Origin of the sequence: Streptococcus sp. oral taxon 071 str. 73H25AP (assembly GCF_000146755.1) — a bacterium.
Taxonomy (GTDB): Bacteria; Bacillota; Bacilli; order Lactobacillales; family Streptococcaceae; genus Streptococcus; species Streptococcus oralis_T.
The window spans coordinates 1-20,808 of the sequence record NZ_GL397254.1 but is presented as its reverse complement, the minus strand read 5'-3'; the positions used below and the strand labels follow the sequence as shown (position 1 = coordinate 20,808).

The following is a 20,808-nucleotide window of genomic DNA, read 5'->3' as shown; positions in this document are numbered from 1 at the left end:
TCTTTTATAGTCCCATTAGACGATAAGCCTGGTCTCGGAGGTCTTTATCCGTCTCAAATACGCCACGGGCTACAGTAGTCAAAGTCGCAGTACCTGGCTTTCTGACACCACGCATGCTCATACACATATGTTCCGCCTCAATGACAACAAAAGCTCCTTTAGCACCCAGATAGTCCATCAAGGCATCGGCCACTTCAATATTCAACCGTTCTTGAATCTGTGGTTTTTTAGAATAAACTTCAACCGTACGGGCTAGCTTGGACAAACCTGCCACTCGTCCATCTGGAATATAGGCAATGTGCGCTCTCCCGTAAAAGGGCAAGAAGTGGTGTTCACACATGGTGTGGAAAAAGATATCTTTTTCCACTACCATATTATCATCAATAATCTCAAAGGATTTTGACAAATGTTCCTCAGCAGTTTGACCAAGGCCTGAAAAAATCTCTTGGTACATACGGGCAACACGAGCAGGTGTTTCCTGTAAGCCCTCGCGGTTAGCATCCTCACCAACGGCCTCGATAATCATTTTTACAGCCGTTTCAATCTTTTGTGTATCCATTCTCGTTCTTCCTCTCCATCAGATAGGCTCTCACTTGGCTCAAGAAATACAAGGAACCCGTGACAATCCTAACTGTTTGTTTCTCTTCTTTTTTATCTGTCAATTTCTGCTCTAGAAAATCCTGCCAACTTTGGTAGTCGAGATTCCTAGACTTAGCTGTCTCTTTCAATACGCTTTCATCCGTCGCCCGACTATCATCAAAATGGGTTAAAGTCAGTTGACTATCCGGCACCGTCTCTAGCAAATCCAACATATCCTCCAAGGCCTTGGTTTTGATACAAGTAAAGAGGATTTCCTTGTGATAATCCGCAAAGCGCTCTTGCAGGGTGTCCAATAAAGCCTTGATGGCATGGGGATTGTGGGCCCCATCCAAAAACAGCAAGGGGTTACTAGACACGACCTCCAAACGCCCTGGCCATCTGGTTTCTTTCAAAGCTTGAGCAACCAAGTCATTACTTGCTAACTCCCGCCCAGTCTCCTGGCAATAAGTGTCTAGGAGGGCAAGCGCCATCCCCGCATTCTCTATCTGGTGCAAACCGAGCAGGCCTGTTTGAAAGCGACCTTGTCTGACAGAACTGGTATAATCAAAGATTTCACCCGCTACCACGCTTTCTTGATGACGAACCTGGTAATCACTTCCATAGGTAAGTCTAGGTGCATTTTTATCTTCTGCAATATTGTCAATCACAGTCAAGGCTTCTGGAACAATATGACCTGTTACCAAGGGAATACCTTGTTTGATAATACCTGCCTTCTGCTCTGCTATGGCTTCCAAGGTGTCACCAAGTAGGGCTACATGGTCCAGTCCAATGGTTGTAATTCCTGTCAAAATTGGTTGACAGACATTGGTACTATCCAAAAGACCACCCATACCGACTTCCATGATGGCTACATCTACTTGTTCTGAGGCAAAGTAATCATAGGCAAGGGCTGTGATAATCTCAAACTCGGTTGGTCCTTGTAATGCAACGCTCCTCTCCCCCTCAAGCAAAGAGCGATAAACTGCCATGAGGGCCTCCAGCCTCGCTTCTGGGATGGATTCCCCATTGATGCTAATCTGGTCTGTATAATGAATGAGATAGGGCGAGCTGAACACACCAACTCTTAGACCTAGCTTTTCCAGCATCTTTTTCAAAAAAGCAATTGTAGACCCCTTGCCATTGGTCCCTCCGATATGGATGACCTTAAGTTTGAGATGGGGATTGCCTCGTAAAGCTAGGAGTTCCACCATTCGTTCCAAACCGAAATGCGGTTGGTCCGTCCGGTAGTGGGCAATCCATTGATTGTTTTGAATTTCGTTCATCTTACTTATATTGTTTTAAATCTAGATTTTCCGCATCTTCTGCCAATCGAATAGCTGACGCAATTTCAACCGCCATCTTGTGACTGGCTACATCGTGCACGCGCACTACTTCGACACCCTGTCTCGCAGCGATACTAGTTACATGAGCCGAAGCTGTGTCCCGATTGCGGAAACCGACTTCCGTTTCAGGATTAACTTCAAAACCATTTTCTTCCAGGATATTGATGACAAATCGCTTGCGCGAAACTCCAAGAAAAATCGGATAGCCTTGCTGGTGTAGTTTATCCAGATCCCGTAGAAGGAGCAGATTTTCCTTCTTGGTGAGACCAAAACCAATCCCTGGATCCAGCAGGATATTTTCTCTTGCTATCCCGGCTTGATTCGCTCTCACTAGTGCTCGTTCAAAGAAAGCCTCCATCAAGTCTTCGATTGGCATTTTTTCAAAGTCAGCTAACTCTTCCTCTGTAAAAGCTTGTCCAAAACCAAAATGAGGAAAGATGAGCGAGCTAGGATGCTGAGGTCGAGCCATGACTGGATTAAACATGATAACCACTTTCGCTCCAGCCTTAGCAACCACATCCGCCATTTTCTCATCTCCCATGAGACCAGTGATATCATTGACCAGATTGGCGCCAGCAGCCAAAGCAGCCTCTGCCACCTGACTTTTCCATGTATCGACAGAAATGAGGACACCACTTTCCTTGCGAATAGCTTTGATAACTGGAACAACACGCTGGATTTCCTCTTCTATCTCAACATAGCTGCTACCCGGGCGAGTCGATTCCCCACCGATATCTAGCATGCTCGCTCCTTCAGCTATCAATTTACGAGCTTGCTGAAGCGCCTGGTCAACAGCAAAAAATTGACCACCATCTGAAAAAGAATCTGGGGTTACATTGATAATGCCACAAATGGCTGTTTTTACGTGGTTGACTTTATTGGACATAACGGTCACTTCCTTAAGGTTCTTTACCATATTATCTCTCTATTTTACCATAAAAAGAAAAAGATGGACACGCTAGTATTCATCTTTTCCAAGTAGGTCAATGGCTTAGAATGATAGGCCTAGATTTCTACTAATCAATACCAATAAGGCCAACAAACAAAATGCAATACCATTGAGAATCATATGAAGCAAAATGGACATCTCCAAACGCTCAGTCTTATAGGCTGTCCAAGTCAAAACTGTTGACATCCCTCCATAAATAATCACAGAAGGCAGATTGGTTGGCGTATGGAGCAAGGCAAAGACGATTGCACCAACAACAAAGCCAAGTTTTTCTTTTCCACGGAAGATCTTTTGGGGAATAATCCCACGACACAAAATTTCTTCACAAATCGGAGCAACCAATACAATCAAGAAGAAGGTAGAAATCAAGGAACTATTCTGAACCAAACCATTAAGTGTTGATTGATTACTCGTCGTTGTTTCATTCATCATGCGAAGCAAAGCTGAGCCCAACAAATTAGTAGCAAAGATTACTAGATAACTCAATACCAAGCGAGCTAGGTCCTTAGCTTTAAAAAAGGATAGATTAAAGGTAGCAAGCTTTGTTTTCCGCGAACCAATAATAAATACCACCAAAACGACAATAGACAAGGCACCAACTAAGAGTCCTGACTGCAAAAGCGGAAATTGTCTAGAAGTCAACCAAGCGGATAACCCTAAAGGAAATTGTGATAGGACAAAAGCTGCTAAAAGGATGAGGATCCACTTCCCCCTGTCCAAAACCTCTCGCCAGATCGTCTTTTCTTTCATGATATACCTCCTTATAGTAAGAAGGGGGATCCCCTTTCTTACTATTATATCATTTAAAGCGCCATACTGATATAGTTAAGGATAAACAAGGCATCCAAAATCCAAATCATCGCGTGCACATCCTTGGCTTGACCTTTGACAACTTTTGTTAACGTATAAGTCAAGAAACCAACTGCAATCCCTTGTGTGATAGAGTAGCTGAATCCCATGAAGATAGACGTAAAGAAGGCAGGGACAGCTTCAGCCATATCATCCCAATGGATGTTTTTCAAGCTACCGAGCATCATAATCCCAACGATAATCAAAATTGGAGCCGTCGCAGCTGATGGAACAATTGCCAAAAGTGGACTAAAGAAACTTGAAATTGCAAAACAAACCGCAACCACCAAGGCTGTCAAACCAGTACGTCCACCCGCACCGATACCCGCTGCAGACTCAACATAGGTTGTCACGTTTGAAGTACCTGCGATGGCACCAATTGAAGTACCAATCAAATCAGAGTAAAGAGCCTTATCCAACTTATCTGATTGGTGATTTTCACCATTTGTCGCTACGATACCGACTTTTTCACCTGTACCAATCAAGGTACCAATTGTGTCAAAAATATCTGTCAACGAGAAGGCCAGAATAGCCATAAGTGTTTCCGGTAGACGAGCAGTGTCTGAGATTAAAGCACCCAATCCTTGTGAGCCAAGTGCTGCACCAAAGATTGTCTTCAAATCTTCAAAGGCTGCACCTACATGGTTATTAGAAAAATCAATGCTTGATACATCAACCAAACCAACAGCGATAGCAAGAACTGTCGTTGTTAAGATAGAAAGAATGATTCCTCCCTTGATGCCCTTAATAACAAAGAAAATCGTAATAGCCAAACCTGCAATAGCTACTAAAACAGCCGGATTATTAAAGCTAACCAGACCTGGAACTGCTGAAGAGTTTGCTGTAATGGCTGCTTGGGCCTTATCAGCACCCTCACCAGCAACTGTATAACTTCCTGGATCAATAGAGAATTTCAAAAGACCAGCATTCTTAATCCCTACATAGGCAAGGAAGACACCGATACCTGCTGAAATAGCCGAACGAAGCGCATTGGGAATAGATTCAATAATCATTTTACGAACATTTGTTAAGGTAATGATTAGCGAAATAATCCCACAGATAAAGACCATCGCTAAGGCTTCTTGCCATGAATAACCAAGTCCAAATACGACTGTAAAGGTAAAGAAGGCGTTGAGTCCCATACCTGGTGCTTGAGCGTAAGGCAGGTTCGCATAGAAGGCCATCATCAGGGTACCAGCTACTGCACCAATAATCGTTGCTAGGAAGACACCTTGAGCAGGCATCCCTGTCTGCGCAAGCATTTGTGGGTTTACAAAGAGAATGTAACTCATTGCAAAGAAAGTTGTTAAACCAGCGAGAACTTCTGTACGAACGTCTGTTCCGTTCTCTTTTAGTTTAAATAGTTTGTCCATCATAAATCTCCTTTTGTTTTTTACGAACAATATGAGTATTATATCATTTATCATTCACTTTTTCAATATGTTTGTTTGAATTATTTAACAAAATGGAATTTTCATTTTTTGTTTTGAGTCTGTTTTTCTTCTTTCTTTTTGATATAATAGTAGACATCTTATCTGGAAACGACTAGGAAGGTTTATATGACTAAAAAAATTATTGCAGTCGATTTGGACGGAACCTTGCTCAATGGTGAAAGCAAGCTCTCCGATTTTACCAAAAAGACAATCAAAAAAATTTCAGAAAAAGGACACCATGTCATCATCACGACAGGTCGTCCTTATCGTATGGCAAAAGAATTTTATCAGGAACTAGAGTTGCACACACCTATGATCAACTTCAACGGTTCCCTTACCCATCTGCCAGGACAGGCTTGGGAGCATGAAAAGTGCCTGACCTTAGATAAAAAATACCTCTTGGATATGGTCAAACGCAAAGAGGATATCCAAGCTGACTTTATTGCAGGAGAATATCGCAAGAAATTTTATATCACCGCTCCTAATGAAGAAATTGCCAATCCCAAACTATTTGGTGTAGAAAATTTCCAACCAGAAAATCAATTCAAACCCGAACGAGTAACCAAGAATCCTAACTGCATTCTCTTGCAAACAAGAGTTGAGGACAAATACGCTCTAGCAGACGAGATGAATCGTTTTTACCAACACCAACTAGCAATCAATACCTGGGGAGGCCCCCTCAACATTCTCGAATGTACACCAAAAGGAGTCAACAAGGCCTTTGCTTTAGAGTATTTGCTCAATGTTATGAACCGAGACAGACAAGATTTGATTGCCTTTGGTGATGAACACAATGACACCGAAATGCTGGCTTTCGCAGGCAAGGGATATGCCATGAAAAATGCCAATCCCGATTTGCTACCATATGCAGATGAGCAACTCTCTCTGACAAACGATGAAGATGGTGTTGCCCATGCCCTACAAGATTTGTTCCTATAATACTCAAAAAGTTAGCTTGTGCTAGCTTTTTTGATTTTCACAATTTTTCAATTAACCGACCTGTTTTCATTTTTTTATATTAAATTACTCCCTTATCTTTTTATACATTCCTACAAAAATGTTTATATATTAACATTTTGTAAGCGAGTTTTCATCGAAAACCAATACATATTTATAAGAAATGGTTGCTTTTTGTTTGAAAACGGTTTATACTTAAAGTTAGGCTTAAAGTTTTCTTAAACATACAGTCAAACATTTTAAAGGAGGAATGACAATAATGAGTATCGGAATCATTATTGCGAGCCACGGCGAATTTGCTGCGGGTATTCATCAGTCAGGATCTATGATCTTTGGTGAACAAGAAAAGGTTCAAGTTGTAACCTTTATGCCAAATGAAGGTCCAGATGATCTTTACGCTAAATTCAACAACGCTGTGGCTGCATTTGACGCAGAAGATGAGGTTCTAGTATTGGCTGACCTTTGGAGTGGATCTCCATTCAACCAAGCTAGCCGCGTGATGGGAGAAAATCCTGAGCGTAAGTTTGCCATCATCACAGGGCTTAACTTGCCGATGTTGATTCAAGCCTACACTGAGCGCCTTATGGACGCTACTGCAGGTGTGGATAAAGTCGCTGCGAATATCATTAAAGAAGCCAAAGATGGCATCAAGGCTCTTCCAGAAGAGCTTAACCCAGTTGAGGAAGGGGCTAGTGCTGCGGCTGCTCCAGTTGCCCAAGCTGCTATTCCAGAAGGAACTGTTATCGGAGACGGTAAATTGAAAATCAATCTTGCCCGTCTTGACACACGTCTTCTTCACGGACAAGTCGCAACTGCTTGGACACCAGATTCAAAAGCAGACCGTATCATCGTTGCTTCAGATAACGTTGCAAACGACGAATTGCGTAAAGAATTGATCAAGCAAGCAGCTCCTAACGGAGTAAAAGCCAACGTTGTACCAATCAAAAAATTGATTGAGGTTGCAAAAGATCCTCGTTTTGGTAACACACATGCTCTTATCTTGTTTGAAACACCTCAAGATGCCCTTCGTGCCATCGAAGGTGGCGTGCCAATCAAGACCCTTAACGTTGGTTCTATGGCCCACTCAACAGGTAAAACAATGATCAATAACGTCTTGTCTATGGACAAAGATGATGTTGCAACATTTGAAAAAATGCGTGACCTCGGTGTTGAATTTGATGTACGTAAAGTACCAAACGACACGAAAAAAGATTTGTTTGACTTGATTAAGAAAGCAAACGTCCAATAATTTTAATCTGTTTTATCATTTTTGAAAACAGGATTAAGTACTTTATTAAAACTAAATAGAAAAGGAATAAAACCATGTCAGATATTTCAATCATTTCTGCTATCTTGGTTGTAGTTGTTGCCTTCCTTGCAGGTCTTGAAGGTATCCTCGACCAATTCCAATTCCATCAACCAATCGTCGCATGTACCCTTATCGGACTTGTAACAGGTAACCTTGAAGCAGGTGTTATGCTTGGTGGATCTCTTCAAATGATCGCCCTTGGTTGGGCTAATATTGGAGCTGCCGTAGCTCCTGACGCTGCTCTTGCATCTGTTGCCGCAGCGATCATCTTGATCAAAGGTGGTAACTTTACTACTGAAGGTATCGCCGTCGCAACAGCCACAGCTATCCCTCTTGCTGTAGCTGGACTTTTCTTGACAATGATTGTTCGTACAATCTCAGTTGCCTTGGTTCACTCAGCTGACGCAGCTGCAAAAGAAGGAAACATTGCGGCTGTTGAACGCGCTCACTACTTTGCCCTTGTTCTTCAAGGTCTTCGTATCGCTATCCCTGCAGCCTTCCTTATCGCTATCCCTGCTTCTGCTGTTCAAGACGCTCTTGGCCTCATGCCAGAATGGTTGAATGGTGGTATGGCTGTCGGTGGTGCTATGGTCGTTGCCGTTGGTTACGCTATGGTTATCAACATGATGGCAACTCGTGAAGTATGGCCATTCTTCGCTATCGGTTTTGCTCTTGCAGCAATCTCTCAATTGACTTTGATTGCCCTTGGTGTCATCGGTGTTGCCCTTGCCTTCATCTACCTTAACCTTTCAAAACAAGGTGGAAACGGTGGCGGCGGAGCTGCGACTTCTAACGACCCAATCGGTGATATCCTAGAAGACTACTAGAAAGGGGAACAATCATGGCTGAAAAAATTCAATTATCAAAATCAGATCGTCAAAAAGTTTGGTGGCGTTCACAATTCCTTCAAGGTTCTTGGAACTACGAGCGTATGCAAAACTTGGGTTGGGCTTACTCACTAATCCCAGCTATCAAAAAATTGTACACTAAAAAAGAAGACCAAGCGGCTGCTCTTGAGCGTCACCTTGAGTTCTTCAACACTCACCCATACGTAGCTGCTCCAATCATGGGGGTTACTCTTGCACTTGAAGAAGAGCGTGCTAACGGTGTTGAAATCGACGACGCGGCTATCCAAGGGGTTAAAATCGGTATGATGGGACCTCTTGCTGGTATCGGTGACCCAGTATTCTGGTTTACAGTTCGTCCTATCCTTGGAGCTCTTGGTGCATCACTTGCTGCATCTGGTAATATTGTTGGTCCTCTTCTCTTCTTCTTTGGATGGAATGCTATCCGTATGGCCTTCCTATGGTATACACAAGAGTTCGGTTACAAAGCTGGATCTGAAATCACTAAAGACATGTCTGGTGGTATCTTGAAAGACATCACTAAAGGAGCATCTATCCTTGGTATGTTCATCCTTGCTGTTCTTGTACAACGTTGGGTATCTATCAACTTTACTGTGAACCTTCCAGGTAAACAATTGGCTGAAGGTGCCTACATCAACTTCCCAGAAGGGCCTGTAACAGGTGGAGAATTGAAGGGAATTCTTGGTCAGGCTCTTAGTGGTTTGAGCTTGGATAGCGTTCAACCACAAACACTTCAAGGTCAGTTGAACTCATTGATTCCAGGATTGATGGGACTTCTCCTTACTTTCCTCTGCATGTGGTTGCTTAAGAAAAAAGTATCACCAATCGCAATCATCCTTGCTCTCTTTGCAGTAGGTATTGCAGCTCGTTTCCTCGGTATCATGTAATCCAAGCCATCGAGAATATAGATAAAAAAGAATCAGGATCAAATCCTGATTCTTTTTGTGTATCAACTTTTTCTTCTAGTCAGATAATGCAGGCTCCCAATCACCACTGCTAGGATGGCTACATAGAGTACTTGAGTGGTTTCTAGAGGCACAAAAGCTCCTCGCAGGATAAAGGTATTGGCAAGCAATCCAACAAGGGCTGCAAGGCTCAAAAACGTGAGCAAGACTAGTTTATATCGATTAAAGGGAATGCTGACCTTAGCAACTAGACACAGACCATTGATTAAAGCAAGGAGGAAGCAAATAAATTTGACCTGACCTGGGACAGTGATAAAGAAGTTAGTCAGGAGAACACTAGCAACCAGAATGCCACCACCAATCGCAGCATTGGTCAAAATATCTCGCATAAAATGTGTGCTAACCTTTTCTTTATTGGACTCAAAAGTTAGGAAGAAGGATGGAATCCCAATCGTAATGGCTGAAATGATTGTAAACTGAATGGGGATAAAGGCAAATTCCAAACCAAATATCACACTCAAAATCGCAAACACGATGGAGAAGAAGGTCTTTGTTAGAAAGAGAGATGCTACCTTTTGGATGTTATTGATGACCCGGCGTCCTTCCATCAAGATATCATAAAATACTGCAAAGTCATCTGTGAGAAAAACAATATTGGATACACTTTTGGCTGCACTGGTGGCTCCATTCATAGCAAAACTGATGTCTGCTTTTTTGAGAGCTAGAACATCGTTGACTCCATCACCACTCATAGCAACTGTTTTACCAGCCTTTTGCAAAATAGTCACCATCTTTTGCTTCTGTTCAGGTGTCACCCGACCAAAGATATCGTGTTCCAAGACCACTCTTTCAAAGTCCTCATCACTCACCTTGGTCATATCAATAGCCCGTGCTTCTTCCTTAAATCCTGCCTTACGAGCCACCCCATATACAGCCACATGATTATCACCACTGATAATCTTCACTTCAACACCTTGAGATTCGAAATAGTCAAAGATTTCCTTGGTATTGTCCTTAATCTCATCTGACAGAACGACATGCCCTAGTAGTTCCATATCGTCTGGGCTTGTAATCTGGTCCTTGCTATGAGCAAGCGATAAGATTCGAAAACCTTGCTGTTTTAGATGTTCATAGTAGGCATCCATCGCTTGGGTAAAGCCGAGAAACTCATAAGCCCCGAAGAAATAGGTTCCACCGTCTTTTACTTGAACAAAGGAATACTTGTTTTTACTTGAAAAGGCACCAACTTCTTGAACGTCCCACTTTTTCTCACAGGTTAAGTAAGTCTTCAGAGCCCGCGACGTCGCATTTTCATCCTCAAAATAAGCCAGATACGAAGACAGTTTCTCTGCTAAATTAGCATCCATTTCTTGGACCTTCATATTACCAGTCGTGATGGTACCTGTCTTATCAAAACAAAGAACATCTACACGCGCCAAGGTCTCCACACAGTATAGTTCCTGCACCAGAACCTTCTTTTTAGCAAGCTTCATGGCCGCTACCGCCAGAGACACACTGACCAGGAGAATCAATCCCTCTGGAATCATGCCGACCAAGGCACCAGAACTTCCCAAGACAATCTCAACATAAGTCCGTCCCAGACTAAAACCTCTGACATAGAGCAGAATGGCAACTGGCACCAGCAAAATGGAGACGATTTTTAAAATCTTATCCATATAGTCCCGTAGTTGAGAAGGATATTTTTTGAATTCCTTGCTGGATTTTGCGAGTTTGTTGATGTAGCTATCGGGACCCACAGCCGTTGCTCTGACGAGACAAGTGCCACTGACGACATTGCTTCCGCTCATCAGCTGGTCACCAACTGTTTTAAAGACTGAATCACTCTCACCAGTCAGCAAGGACTCATCCACTTCAATATTCCCTTCAAGGACTTCCGCATCTACAGGCACCTGATCTCCCAGATTGAGATGCAAATACTCGCCCAGAACGATGTCCTCTGGAGCAATCTCAATCGTTTGGCCATCTCGATTGACCCTGTACTTACTTTTACCAAGTAAACTAAGCTTTTCTAAGGCATTCTTTGAGCGCACTTCTTGGAAGATACCGATGGCTGTATTGATAGCAATCACACCTAAAAAGAGCATATTCTCAAATCGCAAGGTTGTGGCTACCAGAACTGCCAGAGCCAAGTTCATAGCATTAAAAAAGGTAAAGATATTTGAAAAAATGATTTCCTTGGTCGTTTTATAGGGTTTAATATCGCTGATATTTCGTTGACGATCCTTGATGTCTTGACTGCTTAAATACTTCATTTCTACTCCGATATCCTTTTGTACTACTATAATAACACATATCTTTTCCTCTGTCACTTAAAGACTCAAAATAAGAAGAACTCCCTTGACAAGCATCATCTATCATTACTTTAAGAAATTACTTGAAAAAAAGAGGCTAGGATTCTCCTAACCTTTTTTCTTTATGCTTTATTCTGCCAAGGCACCCATTGGATCCCATGGTGCGAGCACGATTGGTTCTGCTTCATAGGCAGCTCGTTCTTCTGCTGTCAGCAATTCTTTGCGAACAACGATTTGGTAAGTGTATTCGTCCATCCAAGCGTCTGAAGCAACAAAGTACCCATCGGTACCGACCTTGTCTCCCCATGAGTTTTCAACCTTCCACTTGGTTGACTTGCCATTTTCGTCCAAGTCCACACCTGTCAAGACCATGGCGTGGGTCATCAAGCTTTCGCTATAGTCCAAACGTCCAGCTTTGTCTTGAGTGAGTTTAATGTCCATGCTTGATTCGAAGTCATAAACATCTGTCGCAAGGATTCCTGCTTTGCGGTTGCTGAGCTGGCCTACATCTGAACCAAACCAAACAGTTTCTCCTGTTTGCATTTGGGCAATCGCCAATTTCTTCAAGCGTTCCATTGGAACGTTGATGTAGCGAACTGCACGGCTACCAACCACATTTCCTAACATCTCAACTGTGTAAGATTTGCCATAAGGTTTATCAGCAGTCGGAGCATTGATAACAGAAACGTAGTCTTCTAGAGGAAGGTCAACATATTTTTTGTAAAATTCTTGTGGTGTAATGCCCTTTTCACTTTGGTAGTTATCATCCTTGTCACGATAAGCAAAGTCAAATTTACGTGGTGGAAGCCCTAGTGACATAGCAAGGAAGTTAAAGATTTCTTGCAAGAGGTCTTCTTTCTTAACTTGAACAGTCGCTTGGTCTGCACCAGAAGTGATCAAGTCACGCAATATTTGAGCATCTTGGCGAAGCAATTTGTTGAGAATAGCATTTAGCTCACGGCTGCTGCTAGATGAAACAGACTCAGGATAAACAGACTTAGGAACGACACCATATTTCTCAAAGAGGGCAACGACCATATCCCACTGTCCACCGTCTTGTTGAGGTGTTTGGAGTAGGAAGCTAACCTTGCGGCTCGTCAATTCTTGGTCTGCAGTCGCAATGACTTGCTCCAAGAACCAGTTAGATTTTTCATACTTGTCCCAGAAGAAAGTGTGGGCTTGTGACAATTCAAAGTTTTCCAATTTGTATTGAGAGATGAGTTTGTGACGGAAAGTGTTGAGAGCTGCAAACATCCAACAACGACCAGACGCTTTCTGGTTAGTAACCTTGTCCTTGGTCAAATCTAATGAGAAAACAGGTGCATTGTCTACATGACTTTGGCGACGTTCTAGGGCTGCAAAAATTCCGTTGTGGCTGGCAGCATTTTCAATCGCTTGGTATTTGATATTTGCTTCATAGTTAGCAAATAGTTTATCAGTAAATGATTCTTGAATCGCGTTCATAGATTCCTCCTTTTATTCTACTGTCTATTATAACTCTTTTCACAAAGGAAGCAACTGAAAACATAAAAAGGCAAGGACATTCTCCTCGCCTTTTCTAAAATAAATCAAATTAAACAATACTCGCAAGGAGAACCTCTAACTCCTCCTTGGTCAGACGACGCCATTCTCCTCGTTCTAAATTCTCGTCCAAAGCTAAAGTTCCCATCGTCAAACGTTGTAGGTCCACTACTTCCTTGCCACAGTAGGATACCATACGCTTGACCTGATGGAACTTCCCTTCTGCAATGGTCACCCGAACCTGGCTCTCATCCTTACCTGAATCCACTGACAAAATCTCCAGTTTGGCCGGCTGGCAGGTAAAGTCCTTGAGCGAAATCCCCTTAGCAAATGTTTCCACGTCTTCTTGGCTCATGATGCCCTTGACTTGCGCCAGATAGGTCTTATCCACATGACGCTTAGGTGAAAGAAGAGCATGGGCCAGCTGACCATCATTGGTCAAGAGTAGGAGACCATGTGTATCGATATCCAAGCGCCCTACTGGGAAAACTTCCTTGGTCCGCGCCAAGTCATCCAGCAAGTCTAGAACCGTTCTATGCTTGGAATCTTCAGTCGCTGAAATGACTCCTTTGGGCTTGTTCATTATGTAGTAGACAAACTCTTCATACTCCAGCACTTGGCCATCAAAGCGAATCTCATCTCTTTCTTCATTAATCTGCAATTTAGCTGACTTTTCTTTTTTACCATTTACCGTCACGCGCCCAGCCTTGAGCAAGTTTTTGACCTCTGTTCGACTCCCCACAGCGCAGGCAACTAAAAATTTATCTAATCTCATAAAACTATTATATCATACTCAAAAGGAGGCTGGCCCAAGTGACCAACCTCCTTTTTTCTAATTTTTCAAGAAACTAACTTCCTCGTCTCCAGAAAATCGCTAAGACAATCATAGCTCCTAAAATAGCTGGGATAATGGCCGTTCCTGCTATAATTGGACCCCAAGTTCCAAAGAGCAGGTGGCCCAGAAAGGCACCAATCCAGCCGAGAAACATTTTCCCAAAGCATCCCATGCTCTCTCCACGATTGGTTAAAGCACCTGCCAAGAATCCCACTAGGAGACCAACAAACATACTTCCAAGCATAACTTCTCCTTAAATTGCCCAGTCTCCATTACGGAAGAGAGGTACACGTGTTCCATCCTCACGGATACCATCGATATCCATTTGACTAGAACCAATCATAAAGTCAACGTGAACATCTGAACGGTTAAGTCCTGCAGCTTCAAGCTCTTCTTCGCTCATCTCTGCACCACCAACAACGCTGGTCGCATAGGCGGCACCGATAGCCAAGTGGTTTGAGGCATTTTCATCGAAAAGGGTATTAAAGAAGGTAATGCCTGACTGAGAAATTGGACTTGGATCTGGTACCAAGGCACATTCGCCCAAGGCACGCGCGCCTGCATTTTCAAAGACAAGGTCTTTCATAACCTGATCACCCTTCTCAGCAGTGATATCTACGATTTGTCCATCCTTAAAGGTCACTTTAATGCCTTCAATGATGTTTCCATTGTAACTAAGCGGTTTTGTAGAGGTAACATAACCATCTGCACGACGGAAGTCAGGCGCTGTGAAGACTTCCTCTGTCGGCATATTTGGCAAGAACCCTTCTCCCTGTGCATTGACAGCACCAGCCGATTCCCAAACGTGGTTCTTTGGCAAACCAAGTGTCAAATCTGTCCCTGGTGCTGTGTAATGAAGGGCTGAAAATTGCTCCTTATTAAGCATATCTGCCTTGCTCTTGAGGATGGCTGCATGTTCTTCCCAAGCCTTAACGGGATTTGCTTCGTAGACACGGCAAGTTTTGAAGATTTGGTCCCAAAGGAGATCAACTGCTTCTTCATCGCTCGCAGCATTTGGAAAGACTTTCTTAGCCCACTCAAGTCCAGCAGCGGCCGCCACTGTCCAGCTAACCTTGTTGGATTGAGTTGCGATACGCATTGGCTTCATGGCAAGTCCCATCGCTTTAGCAGAAGCTGAAAGCTTGTCAGCGTCCACACCGTTCAAGGCACCTGGATCAGAAGAACGAACCCCAAGACGGCTAGCCTTGTTCTCCAAGAGATAGTTCATCTCAACAATCTTGTATTCTGGCACATTATCCAGACGCTCCATCGGCGCGTGGAGGAATTTCTCACGATTGATCACATCATCTGTCCACTGAACGATGACCTCATGCGCACCCAAGGCATAGGCTTCCTTCACGATCAGATGAGCCAACTCGCGTTGCTCCACATCGATAGAGAGAGCCAATGTGTGACCAGGTTGCACGTTAATTCCGTTCGCAACCAACAATTTCGCATATTTTTCTAGATTTTCTTTAAAATTTGGTAAAACCATTCTATTCTTCCTTTTCTATTTTTCTTTTAAAGCAGAAAACAATCCTGCTAAAGCAATGGCACCCGACAGAAGCACTGCCGATAGGATAATTGTTTCATCTGCCAGCTCTAGCTGATAGTCAAAAACCTTTTCAGCTGGTTTGTCTTCCGCAAAGATTCTAAGTTTCATAAAGATGTTCTCCGTTCTAATTCTTAAAACAAATCATCAAACAAACTCAACTGGTTGTCCTCTGGCATATTGCCGATAATCCCCATTTCATCCATCTTCTCAACCAAAGTTGATGAGAGCCCACCGCGTTTGCGTAGTTCTGTCTTAGAGAGGAACTCACCCTCTTCACGCGCTCGCACCAACTGCTTAGCAACGTTCTCTCCCAGACCATCCATTGCTACAAATGGCGGAATGAGGGTATCCCCATCGATGAGGAACTCTGTCGCCTGACTACGGTAGAGATCGAGTTTGCCAAACTTGAAACCACGTTCCCACATCTCATTGACAATCTCAAGAGTTGTGTAGAGATCGATTTCCACATTAGAGGCCTCGTTGTTCTTGCGTTTTTCAGCGATTTCTTGCATTCTGCGCTTAATGGCATCCAAGCCCGCACCCATGGTCTTGATGTCAAAGGCCTTAGCACGGATTGAGAAGTAAGCACAGTAATAATAAATAGGATGGTGAACCTTGAAGTAAGCTACACGCAAGGCCATCATAACGTAGGCGGCCGCGTGGGCTTTAGGGAACATGTACTTGATTTTCCCACAGGATTCGATATACCACTCTGGCACCTTATTGGCCTTCATAGCTTCGATATAGCCATTTCGTTCCTCTTCGGAAATCTTTAGCCACATGCCTTTACGTACCCGTTCCATGATAGTAAAAGCCATCTTAGGTTCAAGACCAGCATGCATGAGATAAACCATGATATCGTCCCGACAACCGATAACGGTTGATAGGTCCGCAATTCCTTGCTTGATCAAATCCTGGGCATTTCCCAACCACACATCGGTACCGTGGGACAGACCAGACAGCTGAAGTAACTCCGCAAAAGTCGTCGGATGCGTCTCATCTACCATCCCACGTACAAAGTTGGTTCCAAATTCTGGAATTCCTAGCATCCCCGTCGGTGTACCGATTTGCTCCGGAGTCACCCCTAGCACATCAGTCCCAGAAAAGAGGGCCATCACGCCTTCATCATCCATAGGAATTTCATTAGGGTCAATCCCAGACAAGTCCTGCAGTTTCCGAATCATGGTCGGATCATCATGACCCAGCACATCGAGTTTGAGGACGTTCTCATCGATATCGTGGAAGTTAAAGTGGGTCGTCTGCCATTCAGCCGTCACGTCATCCGCTGGATACTGAACAGGCGTAAAGTCGTAGACATCCATGTAGTTAGGAATAACAACGATTCCCCCTGGGTGTTGTCCTGTTGTCCGCTTGACACCAGCCGCACCTTGAGCGAGGCGTTCCACTTCTGCATCACGATAAAATTTCCCATAGTCCCGCTCATAGCCCTTTACAAAGCCATAAGCGGTCTTTGCAGCCACCGTACCAACCGTTCCTGCACGGAAGGCATATTCCTCACCAAAGATGTCACGCACATCCAAGTGGGCGCTAGGTTGGTCTTCTCCCGAGAAGTTCAAGTCAATATCGGGAACTTTGTCCCCATCAAAACCGAGGAAGGTCTCAAACGGAATATCCTGCCCATTTTTGCTGAGTTTGTGACCACAGTTTGGACAATCCTTATTGGGCATATCAAAACCTGAACCATAAGAACCATCGGTGATAAACTCGCTGTACTGACACTGACCACAGACATAGTGAGGAGAGAGAGGATTAACCTCCGTAATCCCAATCATGGTCGCAACAAAACTAGAACCAACAGATCCACGAGAACCCACCAAATAGCCCCGTTCATTGGAACGTTGTACCAGCATCTGCGATGCCAAGTAAATAACGGCAAATCCATTCCCCAGAATAGAAGTTAATTCTTTTTCAATCCGCAAATCAACAATATCTGGCAGCGGATTTCCATAGATCTCAAAAGCTTTCTTATAGGTCAGCTCAGCGACCGTTTCTTCAGCCTTGTCGATGAAAGGTGTATACAAGTCACCCTTAACCACCTCAACAGGTTCAAAAATTTCTGCTAAGGCATTGGGATTTTCAATAACCAACTTGCGTGCTAGTTCCTCTCCCAAGAAGGCAAATTCATCCAACATTTCATTGGTTGTTCTAAAATGAGCTTTTGGAAGAGGAGCTGGTTGGGCATGTTCACCATGACCGATGGTCCGGTTAATCATCGCCCCCTGTCCCAAACTACGGACGATAATTTCACGATAAATCTCTTCTTCCGGTTCGATATAGTGAACGTTTCCCGTAGCCAGAACAGGCTTGCCAAGGCGATCTCCAACCTCTATCAAACTCTTGATGATGGTCTGAAGTTCATCCATATCCTTGACTTGCTCTTTAGCAATCAATGGCGCATAGATAGCTGGTGGCATGACCTCGATAAAGTCATAATACTTGGCCACTTCAACCGCCGCATCCACACCTTGAGACACGACCGCATCAAAGACCTCTCCTTCTGAACAGGCTGACCCTAGAATCAAGCCCTCCCGATGGGCATCTAGAACCGTTCTCGGAATCCGTGGTACTCCTTCAAAGTACTTGGTGTTAGACAAAGAAACCAGTTTAAAGATATTTTTTAGACCCACCTGATTCTTGACATAGATAGTCGCATGCTTGATCCGAGCTTTTTTATAAGAATCAGGACTAATCAAATCAATGTTTAGTCTAGCTAGGTTGGTCACACCATGTTTTTCTGCTACCTCTTTGATAAAGATGAAAAGCAAACGACCAGTAGCTTCCGCATCGTAGTTGGCCATGTGATGGTGTTCAAGTGCTACACCAAAACGCTTAGTCAAAGGCCCCAAACCATGACGTTTATACTCAGGATAGAGATTTCTAGCAAACTCCAGCGTATCGATAACTGGCTGGCTAATCTTAGGCAGACCATGACGCTCATAGTTGGCATTCATAAAGCCAACGTCAAAGGTAGCATTGTGGGCGACTAAGACTGTATCCTTGCAAAATTCTTGGAATTCTTGCAAAACTTGTTCCAGTGGTTTGGCATTTTTGACATGATCATCTGTAATACCTGTCAACTCAGTAGTAAAGGCTGACAAGGGATGCCCGGGATTGATAAATTCATCAAATTCGGCAATAACATTCCCCTTATACATCTTAGAAGCCGCAACCTGAATCAGATCATTATAGATGGCTGAAAGTCCCGTCGTTTCCACGTCAAAAACCACATAGGTAGCTTCTGACAAGTCCATCTCCACTTCGTTGTAAACGATAGGGACACGGTCCTCCACAATATTGGCTTCCATTCCATAGATCAGCTGAATTCCAGCTTTCTTAGCTGCCTTGTAGCCATGTGGGAAGGACTGGACATTCCCATGGTCCGTGATGGCAACCGCCTTGTGTCCCCACTTAGCAGCTGTCGCAACGATCTCCTCTACCTCTGGTAGAGCATCCATGGTCGACATGTTGGTATGAGCATGAAACTCAACCCGACGCTCACCTTCTGGCATCAAATCCTTCCGCTCATAGTGAACAACTTCCTGCACATCCTGGACGTTCATGGTCAAATCACGTGTGAAGTTATTCATCTCCACATTCCCACGAACTCGGAGCCAAGAATTCTTCTTAATGATGTCAAACTTCTGAGCCTCTTCTTCATTCTTAACCCATTTTTGCATTGAAAAACTTGAAGTGTAGTCTGTCATTTTAAAGTTGATCAAGACGCGACCAGTTCTGGTCACTTTATGTTCCACATCAAAAACGACCCCTTCAAAGACCAGGCGATTTTCCTCAGTCGTCACGTCGATCATCTGGGTAACTTCAGCCTTATCTAGTTTAGGCTTGACCGCAGCCTTTTTAGCCTGAAAATCAAAGGCTGGCTTCTCTTCTACTGGAGGAGGAGCCATTTGTTCCAGTTGCTCCATAGCCCGGAGCGCTTCCTCATTGGCAGCTTGAACAATCTGTTCATTCTCCGTATGGAAGGCTTCCTCCTGCTCTTGTGTAAGAGCATCATTCTTTTCTATTTGGCATACAAAAGCTGGAAAACCAAATTTTTCAAGTTGCTTTGTTAAATTAGGAAGATGATTTTTCTTAAAGTGTTCCTTATCAATCACCTCTGAACCTTCAATAAAGAGCTGATTCCTCTCTGCACGAACTTGCAAATTCTGATAAAGAGACTTAAATCCTTGACTAGCACATGGACCTTCAGAAAAAGCCTCCTTATAGTAGGCCTGCAAGAGTTCATTTGAAAATTCTTGAGAGAGAGCCTTGATTTCGAAAACAGCTTGATTCCCTGTCTTAGAAAATTCTTCACTAAGCCCTTTCTTTAACTCTAAAAAGATTTCAATCGGTAAAATATTAGAAAATACAAAATGAAATTCCCAAATCTTACTAATTTTATGAACCACAACACGCTCAATTCTAGCATCAACAAGAGCAGGATCCCGTCTCAATTGATCAGAGATTCCTAGTTGATTCATTAAAATTTCAAACTTACTTGACATCCAATTTCCTCACATTATTCTCTTACTATTTTACCATAATTAAAGAAAATATATAGCCACTACCATTCCTTAAACCCTGCTAGTTTTCCTAAATTCGGCTCTATAATATTTGTAGTGGGTAAATCCCCTATAGATATTATGGAGCCTATTTTGTTGTAGAAAAAAGTCCCATATGATCTATAATGAAAAGCGACCAAACCATCATTAGAAAGAATCATATGGAACCATTACATTTTATCACAAGACTACTCGATATCAAAGACTCTAATATCCAAATTATGGATGTTGTTAATAGAGATACACACAAGGAAATCATCACTAAACTGGACTACGACGCCCCATCTTGTCCTGATTGCGAAAATCAAATGAAGAAATATGACTTCCAAAAACCTTCCAAAATTCCTTACCTTGAAACAACTGGTATGCCTAATAGAATTCTCCTTAGGAAGCGACGTTTTAAGTGTTATCAGTGTTCGAAAATAGCGGTCGCCGAAACCTCTCTCGTCAAGAAAAATCACCAAATCGCGACCATCGTCAACCAGAAAATCACTCAAAAATTAATCGAGAAAGTCCCTATGACAGCTATTGCAGAAAGTCTATCTGTCTCTACTTCGACAGTCATTCGTAAATTGAAAGAATTCAAATTCAAGACAGATTTATCTTTTCTTCCAACCCACATGTCTTGGGATGAATACAGCTTCAAGAAATGATTTTCATAACTCCGAACATCAAAAAAGAAAGGACGAAATTCGTCCTTTCTAGATCTTAGCTGACTTCAACCCACTACAGTTGACAAAGAGCCACAAAAAAGAAGATTCTCAGAATCTCCTTAACACATATAAAAAAGATACCCTTAAGTATCCTCGTAATCG

16 protein-coding genes and 1 pseudogene are annotated in these 20,808 nt (G+C 43.2%); 5 read left to right on the top strand and 12 right to left on the bottom strand.

Going from position 1 to position 20,808, the window contains the following annotated elements:
• Nucleotides 1–4 precede the first annotated feature (4 nt).
• The 5 genes from folE to HMPREF9189_RS02385 form a co-directional block, all read right to left on the bottom strand.
• Nucleotides 5–559, bottom strand: coding sequence for a GTP cyclohydrolase I FolE (gene folE, locus HMPREF9189_RS02405; RefSeq protein WP_000380933.1), 555 nt, complete (start codon nt 557–559; stop codon nt 5–7).
• Nucleotides 540–1,862 (bottom strand): folylpolyglutamate synthase/dihydrofolate synthase family protein, encoded by a 1,323-nt coding sequence (locus HMPREF9189_RS02400; protein ID WP_001002853.1) that lies wholly within the window; start codon nt 1,860–1,862, stop codon nt 540–542. Before HMPREF9189_RS02400 ends, folE begins: the two co-directional genes overlap by 20 nt.
• Nucleotide 1,863: 1 nt before the next feature.
• Nucleotides 1,864–2,838 (bottom strand): dihydropteroate synthase, encoded by a 975-nt coding sequence (gene folP, locus HMPREF9189_RS02395; protein ID WP_000240377.1) that lies wholly within the window; start codon nt 2,836–2,838, stop codon nt 1,864–1,866.
• A 75-nt stretch (nt 2,839–2,913) separates the two neighbouring features.
• The gene (locus HMPREF9189_RS02390) at nt 2,914–3,621 is read right to left on the bottom strand and encodes a CPBP family intramembrane glutamic endopeptidase (protein ID WP_000660808.1); all 708 of its coding nucleotides are present in this window, start codon (nt 3,619–3,621) and stop codon (nt 2,914–2,916) included.
• A gap of 53 nt (nt 3,622–3,674) precedes the next feature.
• The gene (locus HMPREF9189_RS02385; RefSeq protein WP_000359305.1) at nt 3,675–5,093 is read right to left on the bottom strand and encodes an NCS2 family permease; all 1,419 of its coding nucleotides are present in this window, start codon (nt 5,091–5,093) and stop codon (nt 3,675–3,677) included.
• A gap of 186 nt (nt 5,094–5,279) precedes the next feature.
• Here HMPREF9189_RS02385 and HMPREF9189_RS02380 point away from each other — a divergent pair, with 186 nt between their 5' ends.
• The 4 genes from HMPREF9189_RS02380 to HMPREF9189_RS02365 all read left to right on the top strand — a co-directional run bounded on the left by HMPREF9189_RS02380 (nt 5,280) and on the right by HMPREF9189_RS02365 (nt 9,172).
• Nucleotides 5,280–6,092 (top strand): Cof-type HAD-IIB family hydrolase, encoded by an 813-nt coding sequence (locus HMPREF9189_RS02380; protein WP_000162332.1) that lies wholly within the window; start codon nt 5,280–5,282, stop codon nt 6,090–6,092.
• Between the two features lie 277 nt (nt 6,093–6,369).
• Complete coding sequence (locus HMPREF9189_RS02375; RefSeq protein WP_000021989.1) at nt 6,370–7,359, top strand: PTS sugar transporter subunit IIB; 990 nt, start codon at nt 6,370–6,372, stop codon at nt 7,357–7,359.
• Between the two features lie 74 nt (nt 7,360–7,433).
• Nucleotides 7,434–8,246, top strand: coding sequence for a PTS mannose/fructose/sorbose transporter subunit IIC (locus HMPREF9189_RS02370; RefSeq protein ID WP_001280325.1), 813 nt, complete (start codon nt 7,434–7,436; stop codon nt 8,244–8,246).
• 14 nt (nt 8,247–8,260) lie between these two features.
• A complete protein-coding gene (locus HMPREF9189_RS02365; protein ID WP_000818320.1) occupies nt 8,261–9,172 on the top strand; it encodes a PTS system mannose/fructose/sorbose family transporter subunit IID in 912 nt (303 codons plus the stop codon).
• Between the two features lie 62 nt (nt 9,173–9,234).
• Here HMPREF9189_RS02365 and HMPREF9189_RS02360 read toward each other — a convergent pair whose 3' ends face one another.
• The 7 genes from HMPREF9189_RS02360 to HMPREF9189_RS02325 form a co-directional block, all read right to left on the bottom strand.
• Entirely contained in the window at nt 9,235–11,463 is a 2,229-nt protein-coding gene (locus tag HMPREF9189_RS02360; RefSeq protein ID WP_000876380.1) for an HAD-IC family P-type ATPase, read from the bottom strand.
• Between the two features lie 168 nt (nt 11,464–11,631).
• Nucleotides 11,632–12,966 carry an aminopeptidase C gene (gene pepC / locus HMPREF9189_RS02355; protein ID WP_000991632.1) on the bottom strand — a complete coding sequence of 445 codons (1,335 nt, stop codon included), beginning with the start codon at nt 12,964–12,966 and terminating at the stop codon, nt 11,632–11,634.
• Nucleotides 12,967–13,075: 109 nt separating this feature from the next.
• Nucleotides 13,076–13,798 (bottom strand): pseudouridine synthase, encoded by a 723-nt coding sequence (locus HMPREF9189_RS02345; protein WP_001234908.1) that lies wholly within the window; start codon nt 13,796–13,798, stop codon nt 13,076–13,078.
• A gap of 73 nt (nt 13,799–13,871) precedes the next feature.
• Nucleotides 13,872–14,102 carry a GlsB/YeaQ/YmgE family stress response membrane protein gene (locus tag HMPREF9189_RS02340; protein ID WP_000901565.1) on the bottom strand — a complete coding sequence of 77 codons (231 nt, stop codon included), beginning with the start codon at nt 14,100–14,102 and terminating at the stop codon, nt 13,872–13,874.
• Between the two features lie 9 nt (nt 14,103–14,111).
• The gene (locus tag HMPREF9189_RS02335) at nt 14,112–15,353 is read right to left on the bottom strand and encodes an aminopeptidase (protein WP_000243952.1); all 1,242 of its coding nucleotides are present in this window, start codon (nt 15,351–15,353) and stop codon (nt 14,112–14,114) included.
• Nucleotides 15,354–15,368: 15 nt separating this feature from the next.
• Nucleotides 15,369–15,521 carry a hypothetical protein gene (locus HMPREF9189_RS02330; protein ID WP_000776616.1) on the bottom strand — a complete coding sequence of 51 codons (153 nt, stop codon included), beginning with the start codon at nt 15,519–15,521 and terminating at the stop codon, nt 15,369–15,371.
• 23 nt (nt 15,522–15,544) lie between these two features.
• Entirely contained in the window at nt 15,545–19,936 is a 4,392-nt protein-coding gene (locus tag HMPREF9189_RS02325) for a PolC-type DNA polymerase III (protein WP_000095438.1), read from the bottom strand.
• Nucleotides 19,937–20,154: 218 nt separating this feature from the next.
• Here HMPREF9189_RS02325 and HMPREF9189_RS02320 point away from each other — a divergent pair.
• Nucleotides 20,155–20,643, top strand: a pseudogene (locus HMPREF9189_RS02320) (ISL3 family transposase); the annotation flags it as partial.
• Between the last annotated feature and the right edge of the window lie 165 nt (nt 20,644–20,808).